General features: G+C 59.6%; 9 protein-coding genes. 1 reads left to right on the top strand and 8 read right to left on the bottom strand.

Going from position 1 to position 6,521, the window contains the following annotated elements; genetic code table 11:
- The coding region (locus FS320_RS35665) for a response regulator (RefSeq protein WP_152717089.1) at positions 1-500 on the top strand (500 nt) is incomplete at its 5' end.
- Between the two features lie 711 nt (positions 501-1,211).
- Here FS320_RS35665 and FS320_RS35660 read toward each other — a convergent pair.
- From FS320_RS35660 to FS320_RS35625, 8 genes are all read right to left on the bottom strand, one after another.
- Positions 1,212-1,790 (bottom strand): CarD family transcriptional regulator, encoded by a 579-nt coding sequence (locus tag FS320_RS35660; protein WP_152717088.1) that lies wholly within the window; start codon positions 1,788-1,790, stop codon positions 1,212-1,214.
- Positions 1,791-1,948: 158 nt separating this feature from the next.
- Complete coding sequence (locus tag FS320_RS50425) at positions 1,949-2,146, bottom strand: response regulator transcription factor (RefSeq protein WP_338105624.1); 198 nt, start codon at positions 2,144-2,146, stop codon at positions 1,949-1,951.
- A gap of 309 nt (positions 2,147-2,455) precedes the next feature.
- Positions 2,456-3,604: a histidine kinase dimerization/phosphoacceptor domain -containing protein gene (locus FS320_RS35650; RefSeq protein ID WP_152717087.1), complete on the bottom strand. Its 1,149-nt coding sequence runs from the start codon at positions 3,602-3,604 to the stop codon at positions 2,456-2,458.
- A 67-nt stretch (positions 3,605-3,671) separates the two neighbouring features.
- Positions 3,672-3,983 carry a DUF6481 family protein gene (locus FS320_RS35645; protein ID WP_244627603.1) on the bottom strand — a complete coding sequence of 104 codons (312 nt, stop codon included), beginning with the start codon at positions 3,981-3,983 and terminating at the stop codon, positions 3,672-3,674.
- Between the two features lie 61 nt (positions 3,984-4,044).
- On the bottom strand, positions 4,045-4,236 hold the full coding sequence (locus FS320_RS35640; protein ID WP_152717086.1) for a hypothetical protein: 192 nt from the start codon (positions 4,234-4,236) through the stop codon (positions 4,045-4,047).
- Between the two features lie 119 nt (positions 4,237-4,355).
- Positions 4,356-4,565, bottom strand: coding sequence for a cold-shock protein (locus tag FS320_RS35635; RefSeq protein ID WP_152717085.1), 210 nt, complete (start codon positions 4,563-4,565; stop codon positions 4,356-4,358).
- A gap of 506 nt (positions 4,566-5,071) precedes the next feature.
- Positions 5,072-5,266, bottom strand: a complete 195-nt coding sequence (locus FS320_RS35630) for a hypothetical protein (RefSeq protein WP_152717084.1) — start codon at positions 5,264-5,266, stop codon at positions 5,072-5,074.
- 568 nt (positions 5,267-5,834) lie between these two features.
- A complete protein-coding gene (locus tag FS320_RS35625) occupies positions 5,835-6,032 on the bottom strand; it encodes a hypothetical protein (RefSeq protein WP_152717083.1) in 198 nt (65 codons plus the stop codon).
- Positions 6,033-6,521 lie beyond the last annotated feature (489 nt).

Here is a 6,521-nt window from a genome sequence, read left to right as displayed (position 1 = left end):
GCACGACGGTCAAGATCTATCTGCCGCGTCTTCATGCCGCCGCTGCCGAGCAGCCAGAAGAGGACATCCGGCAGGATGTTGTGCCGACAGGCTGCGAGACCATCCTGGTGGTTGAAGACAACACGGAATTGCGAGCCTACAGCACGGAAAGTCTCCGGGAGCTCGGATACCGGGTCTTCGAGGCCGCCAATGGGGCCACAGCCTTGAAAGTCTTGGCGAGCCGGCCGGAGATCGAGCTGCTGTTTACGGACGTTGTCCTTCCGGATGGGATGAACGGGCGCCAGTTGGCCGATCAGGCAAGGTGCCTTCGACCGGAGCTGAAGGTGCTGTTCACAACGGGTTATACCCGTAACGCGATCGTCCATCACGGCAGGCTTGACCCTGGCGTGCAGCTGATCGGCAAGCCGTTCACTTACGCCGAGCTGGCGTCGAAAATACGGGCTGTCCTCGATGATGTGAAACAGGCCAACGAGCAGCAGCTCTCGGCCCATCGGGGCTGATCGAGAAAGCTGACTGGGTAGTAACGAAGCCATAACCACGTTTGAAGAGTGATGGAGCCAATCGTGGCGTTGAGGCGTTCATCCCGTGCAGTGTGCGTAGGAGGCGGCCATGACGATCCTTGATCCAAGAACCGGTCAGCTCGTGACCATCAATTCTTCGGTCCGGCCGCGACGCTGAGGTCGAGCGGTCTGTTCATCGTCCGGTTAGACCAAAGCTCCCATCTTGCCGCTGCCTGATACCTGCTTGGTACCAGCGGTTATCGACTAATTCGGGAAAATGACTTTGAAGTATTTTGCTATGGGTGCCACCGCCCTTTTTGGTGTGCTGTTTGTGATGGCTCCCGAGCCGGCAAGCGCTCGCTTTGCACCTCAATCCGTTGCCGCACCGAGCCTGACCGAGAACGTGGCTTGCACGACCCGCCGGGTCAGGACGGTCCGCCCTAATGGAACGGTCGTCGTTCGGAACGTCCAGAACTGTACGCCGGACTGCCGAATGGTTCGGGAGCGGACAAGGCTTCCGAATGGAAATTCATCGTTCGCAACGTTCGGCGGTGTCGCTGACAAGCGCACAGCGCCTGTAGCCAAGAAGCCCCGTCGTTACTGCGGTGGGGCTTCTTGCTCGGGGGCCGGGAAAGCTATTCCCCTCCCCTGAGCGGCCTCAGATTGGGCTGGGCAAATATCCGATTTCATTGAACATGTCTGATCCCGTGTTCAAGCCGCTTGCTCCACATCATCTTCACCGTCCGCCTCGGCTTCGGATGGGTTATCCTTCAACGGGCGCGGCGATTTGGCCAAGTTCTGGCCGATGAGCGTCTGGGCCTCAGCTTGTGAGATGTCATGAACTGCGGAGATTTCGCGAGCAAGGGTCTCAAGAGCTGACTCATAGAGCTGACGCTCGCTGTACGATGGCTCCGCCTGCTCGGGAGAACGATAAAGGTCGCGCAAAACCTCTGCGAGCATCATCAGATCACCCGAATTGATCTTTGCCTCGTACTCCTGGCCTCTGCGAGACCACATCCCACGCTTAACCCGTGCGCGTCCGGCAAGGACCTCGAGCACCTTCTCGATGAGCGCCGGTTCCACGATCTTGCGTAACCCGCCGCTCGCAGCCTTGGCCACAGGAACGCGCACCGTCATCTTGTCCTTCTCGAAGAAGATGACGAATACCTGAAGCTTGAAGCCGGCAACCTCTTGCTCCTCAACTGCGGTAATCCGGCCCACGCCATGAGATGCGTACACGGCGGTCTCGCCGGCCTTGAACTCGAGATCGGCCTTTCTTGCTGTCGTCATATGGGAAAGCTTCCTTAATCACTACGTCTGCTAGTTGCGGCGTTTCATTCGCTCGGGGCATAACGCCCTCGGCGCAAAACGTTTACGAGACAAAGCTTCAGCTGCTCCGTTGGTTCAGCCGATCAGCGACAAGCCACGAGCGCTCCTTTGTGGCGCTCTTAGCCCTCGCGGAGCAGCGCTCGGATGAGCTCAAGCAGTCTTTCAGGGCGAACGGGCTTTTCGACGAAATAAGCCCCCTCCGGCAAGTCCCCAGGTGCGGGGGCAACGCGTCCTGAGGCGATCAGCACACCGATATCCTGTCGATCATCCCGCACTCTGCGGGCCATCTCGAAGCCATTGATGCTCCCGCGTGGCATTTCCACGTCCGTGACGACGACCTGGACGTCGGGAGCCGCCGCGAGAATAGGAGCGCCTCGTCCGTGTGCGCCGCCTCCATGACCTTGAAACCAGCATCATCCAGCACGTCCACCAGCATCATGCGGACAAGGGCTTCATCCTCGACAACGAGAATGAGCGCGCGAATGTCAGGTTTGTTCTCAGGCATGTTGATTGGAATGGGGATTAATCCTCTTCGTTCCTAAGGCCAAGATGATGTTCGGCTGGTGCGACCCATGGCTTCAATCCGCGTCACCACCTGTTGCGCCATCTGCACTGTGTTCTGCCGCCTATTGGGGCGCCCCCGGGAACGAGACCGTCACCGTCAACCCCACATCGCTGCGCACGTCGATCTCACCCCGAATCTGTTGAATGAGCGACCGAACGAGGCCATAGCCGAGCGATCCTTCCCGCAGACTCGACACTCCGATCCCATCATCCCGGACGACCAGTTCGATCCATCCCGGCTGGCTGCGGCGCGCCTGGACGAGGATCGCCCCTGACCGTGATGCAGGGAAAGCATATTTTACAGCGTTGGTAATCAATTCGGTCAGCACAATGCCAAGCGGAACCGCCGTGTCGGCGTCCACCAGGATCGCACCCTCCATCTTCGCCTCAAGGCGGATGCGGTCATCGTTTTCCGTGATCGGCCTCAAGGCCTCGCACAGATCTGCCACGTACACAGAAACATCGACGCGTTGGGCCTTTTCCGACTTGCTGAGAAGGTCGTGCACTCGCGCCATGGCGTTGAGACGATCCTGGGCCTCCTCAAACAGAGCCCGGACGGCCGGATCAGGCTGCCGCCGTCCCTGGATGGCGAGGAGAGACGCGGCTATGGCGAGGCTGTTCTTGGCGCGGTGGTTGACCTCGACCAGGAGCATCTCCCTTTCGGTGACCAGAGCCGACAGGCTTATGTTGGCTGCTTCCAGCTCCTGGGTTCTGGCCGCCACTCGGGCCTCCAGTTCAGAAGCAAGGGTCCGAAGGTCCTCTTCGGCGGCGTACCGTCGGGTGATATCGAGATAGGAGAGAAAGTGACTGGTGACGGTGCCCTGGCCGTCATCCACAGGACTGGCGAACAGCATGGCCCGAAACGGGCTGCCGTCCTTGCGGTACTGCAGGATCTCCAGCGTCTCGTCCCGTCCCTCCATGATCGCGACCTCATAGCGCCGGATGGCCTCAGGGTCGGTGCCTTCGCCGTTCATGAAGTGCGGGTCTTGTCCGAGCAACTCGTCCATGCTGTAGCCCGACAGGTCGACGAACGCCTGGTTGGCAAAAACGATAGGATTGCCGGGCAGGGTCGCGTCAGTCACGAGCATCGGCATACGGGTCCGGCGAACGGCCTCGACGAACATCCCGCCTTGCTGCTGAACCGCCTCAATGTGACGTTCAGAGACGGTCCGTTCAGGGGTGCCGGCCCTGTTCTCCTCGAACTCGTTCATGGCCAATCCTGTATGATGTGAATGCAATGAGGGAACTTGAGGTGTTCGGCCGATATCCCGCCTCAGCTCACTTGCGTGCCTTTCGGGCGGCATAGCGGGCATCGCGGGCTGCCTTCTGCTCGGCTTCCAGTGCGACCTGACGCTCGGCTCTCTGGGCTCTCTCGACAACCTCGTTTGCTTCCTGAGCCAGGCGCTGCTCCTGTTCGGCCGCTTGCTGCGCCTCCCGCTCTGCGGCCTCGCGAGTCTGCTCGGCGACCTTGGCGGCCTCGCGTTCGGCCAGCCGCGCCTCACGGGCGGTGCTGACAGCCTGTCGAGCTGCTCTGCGCTCAGCCACAGCCGGATCGTCGGCACCCGGCTTTGCTCGGACGCGTTCCAGCATGGCCTTGCGGGCGCTCTGCGCCGTGCTCAGCCGATCGCTGAGCCCTTGTCTCGGAAACCACTCATGCTCTGATCTCGCTCTCCCGGACGGCACGTTCCGTCACACCGGATCGGATCCGGTACGAGACCTCGCCGGTCTCGTCGGCCGGCATGAGGCGCGTCACCTCGTAGATGCCGCTGCCAGTGGCGCGGCTGTCAAAAATCGGCGCACGGACGAGGCGCACCATCTGTCGGATCTTGTATTTATGAGGCAATTTGGTTCTCCAGTGTGGGAGTGCCAGAGGCAGCACCACACGTGCAAACAAAAAGCCGCTCCCCAGGGGAGCGGCCTCAACGGCTCAGTGCAGACAAGCCTGCACCGAAGGGACTTGCTTTATGCCGTCTCGATATTGTTGACGGCGATCTTGCCGGAGCGGCGGTCTTCGGCCGTATCAAAGGCAACCTTCTGGCCTTCGACGAGGCCGCGCATGCCGGCGCGCTCAAGAGCGGTGGCATGGACGAACACGTCCTTGCTGCCATCGTTCGGCTGGATGAAGCCGAAGCCCTTCATGTCGTTGTAGAATTTAACAGTGCCCATAACCATTGGGGTAACCTTTCGCGATTGCTGCAGATGCACGTGAGCGAAGGCGTGCAAAAGCACGGCCTCAACTCGGTTCGTCGATGTAATGGTAAGAAAGTCCGAACGTGCGCCTGGAAAAACCAAAAGCGAAACGACCCGATTGTCCGGCCAAAATCCGATAAACTAAATATGGGGCTTCTATGCTGGATTGCAAGGTCGGATGGGAACAAACCGCTCCAAGCAAGCACAGCAATGACGACGAACAGGATCACCCACCAGTCATCCATGATACCCCACCGAATGCCCCGGTCTCACCGATCGGGGAGCCCCGGGAGCAGCTCGCGGCGCAAGTGAAGGCGTCTTGCGTCTATGCAGATGATACAGCCAGGGAGATGAGCCGACAGTGCTGTGAGTTGGCTCATACAAGTGCCTCTGGTTGCAAAGTAAAGGAACCGCCTCTTCGCGAGATAACTAAGCTTGCCGCTCGGGGAAAGCCTTCCGCGGGAGCATGTTCCGGGTTCGAAGCGGCTTCATGAGGATTGGGTCCCAAGCAGGAGGCGGTGGAAGTCGTCCGGGGGATGCTGCCGCCCATCCGCATCAGCGATGAGGACGTCGAGCACTCCGTCAGCAATAAAAGCACGGGCCTTCTCGACGGCTGCGGCCGCCGTCTCGCAGGTTACCGCTAGCGGCCCGTTTAGCCCTTGCCCCGTGACAACGAAGAACATGCACTCTCCTCTTGGTTGATCCTGTCGGCAGGTGATGTGATTCGTGACCCGATGACCAACCTTTTCTGACGAGCCGGCAGACATCAAATCAGAACCCGCCAGTCATCGTTGTGGTCAAGCGGGCTCCTCATGCAAATGCGGGGAAGCTATCCTGTTTGCATGCGGCTCGCTATGAGGGTGTGCGAAGCCGTCGAACGCGGCTGGCAGGAGTGATGTCAGTACCACCGTGCCCTGGCCGCACCGCTTCTGTCATTGCGCGTTGCACAAAGTTGTTGCGCCTGTCCTCGCTCGACAGCGTCAGCACATGCGTTAACCTCGTTAATCCGCAGAAATCACTGGAAAGGAAGAGCCACATGAGTCAGAGGCTCTGTCCGCGGTGTTCCTGCGATGCAGCATCCGTTCTGAGCTTCGTTACGGATGATGGTGGCTTTGCCGCGGCTGTTAGGTGCCATGTCTGCGGCTTAGAAAAGCTTACCGCCCTTGGCTTTGAAGACGAGCAGACTGCCCGCGAGGCCGCAACCCATGCTTGGTTCGAGGGCACGGATCCCCTCACCCCTCGCACTTGATTTCAGCGCTTATCTCCGGTCACCAGAATGCTGATGTGCAGCTTCCAGAGCTCACGCTTGAGAGCCTCCAGGCGGTCGGGCGGCAGCTCCGGCCCAACCATCTGGTCAAACTCGTCCCTGGTGAGATAGCCGCGTTTTCGCGCGTGCTTCAGCAGGCGCCAGGCCTCTGGACTGGAGAGATCGATCAGCGGCTCAGTCATGAGTGTCTCCTGCTAATCCTGTGATGGTACAGCGGCTGGAATGCTCCGCAAGGAAAGGTCAGCGAACCACAGGGTCCTGCTCTCACGGTCGGGAAAGCAGCGGAGGAAAAGCGGCCCCTGTTCATCGAGATGACGACCCTGGTCCTTGATCTGATGGGTTCCGGCTCACCTGTTACTGAAGGTTTCAAGTGGGTCATAACGCTGTGAAGCGGATTAAATAATAGCCCGCTGAGGCAGCTAAAGCGGAAATCGGGATAAGGTCAGCCCCGTGCCATTTTGAGACCTTCCGAAGCTGGAGTCTGTTGAGTGTTATACAGATCAATGGCTTACGACGAAAATTTGTAACATTGGCAAAAGTCCGGGCTGAGCTGGCGGGTCGGGGTTCCGGCGCAGCGACAATTCTGATTCAATCCCCTGCATGTCACCGGCCCCGGATCTTGATGGCCTGTCGAACGCCGATCTGAAGCGGTTGGTGCTGGAGCTGTTGGG

The organism is Microvirga tunisiensis (assembly GCF_009296175.1).
Taxonomy (GTDB): domain Bacteria; phylum Pseudomonadota; class Alphaproteobacteria; order Rhizobiales; family Beijerinckiaceae; genus Microvirga; species Microvirga tunisiensis.
This window is presented reverse-complemented; position numbering and strand designations above follow the sequence as displayed.

What these genes read in the sequence shown, in the direction of transcription:
- FS320_RS35645 (WP_244627603.1), bottom strand. Translation starts at nt 3,983, where the DNA reads ATGCTGGAACGCGTCCGAGCAAAGCCGGGTGCCGACGATCCGGCTGTG.
- FS320_RS35625 (WP_152717083.1), bottom strand. Translation starts at nt 6,032, where the DNA reads ATGACTGAGCCGCTGATCGATCTCTCCAGTCCAGAGGCCTGGCGCCTG.
- FS320_RS35635 (WP_152717085.1), bottom strand. Translation starts at nt 4,565, where the DNA reads ATGGTTATGGGCACTGTTAAATTCTACAACGACATGAAGGGCTTCGGC.
- FS320_RS35650 (WP_152717087.1), bottom strand. Translation starts at nt 3,604, where the DNA reads ATGAACGAGTTCGAGGAGAACAGGGCCGGCACCCCTGAACGGACCGTC.
- FS320_RS35660 (WP_152717088.1), bottom strand. Translation starts at nt 1,790, where the DNA reads ATGACGACAGCAAGAAAGGCCGATCTCGAGTTCAAGGCCGGCGAGACC.
- FS320_RS35630 (WP_152717084.1), bottom strand. Translation starts at nt 5,266, where the DNA reads ATGTTCTTCGTTGTCACGGGGCAAGGGCTAAACGGGCCGCTAGCGGTA.
- FS320_RS50425 (WP_338105624.1), bottom strand. Translation starts at nt 2,146, where the DNA reads ATGCCACGCGGGAGCATCAATGGCTTCGAGATGGCCCGCAGAGTGCGG.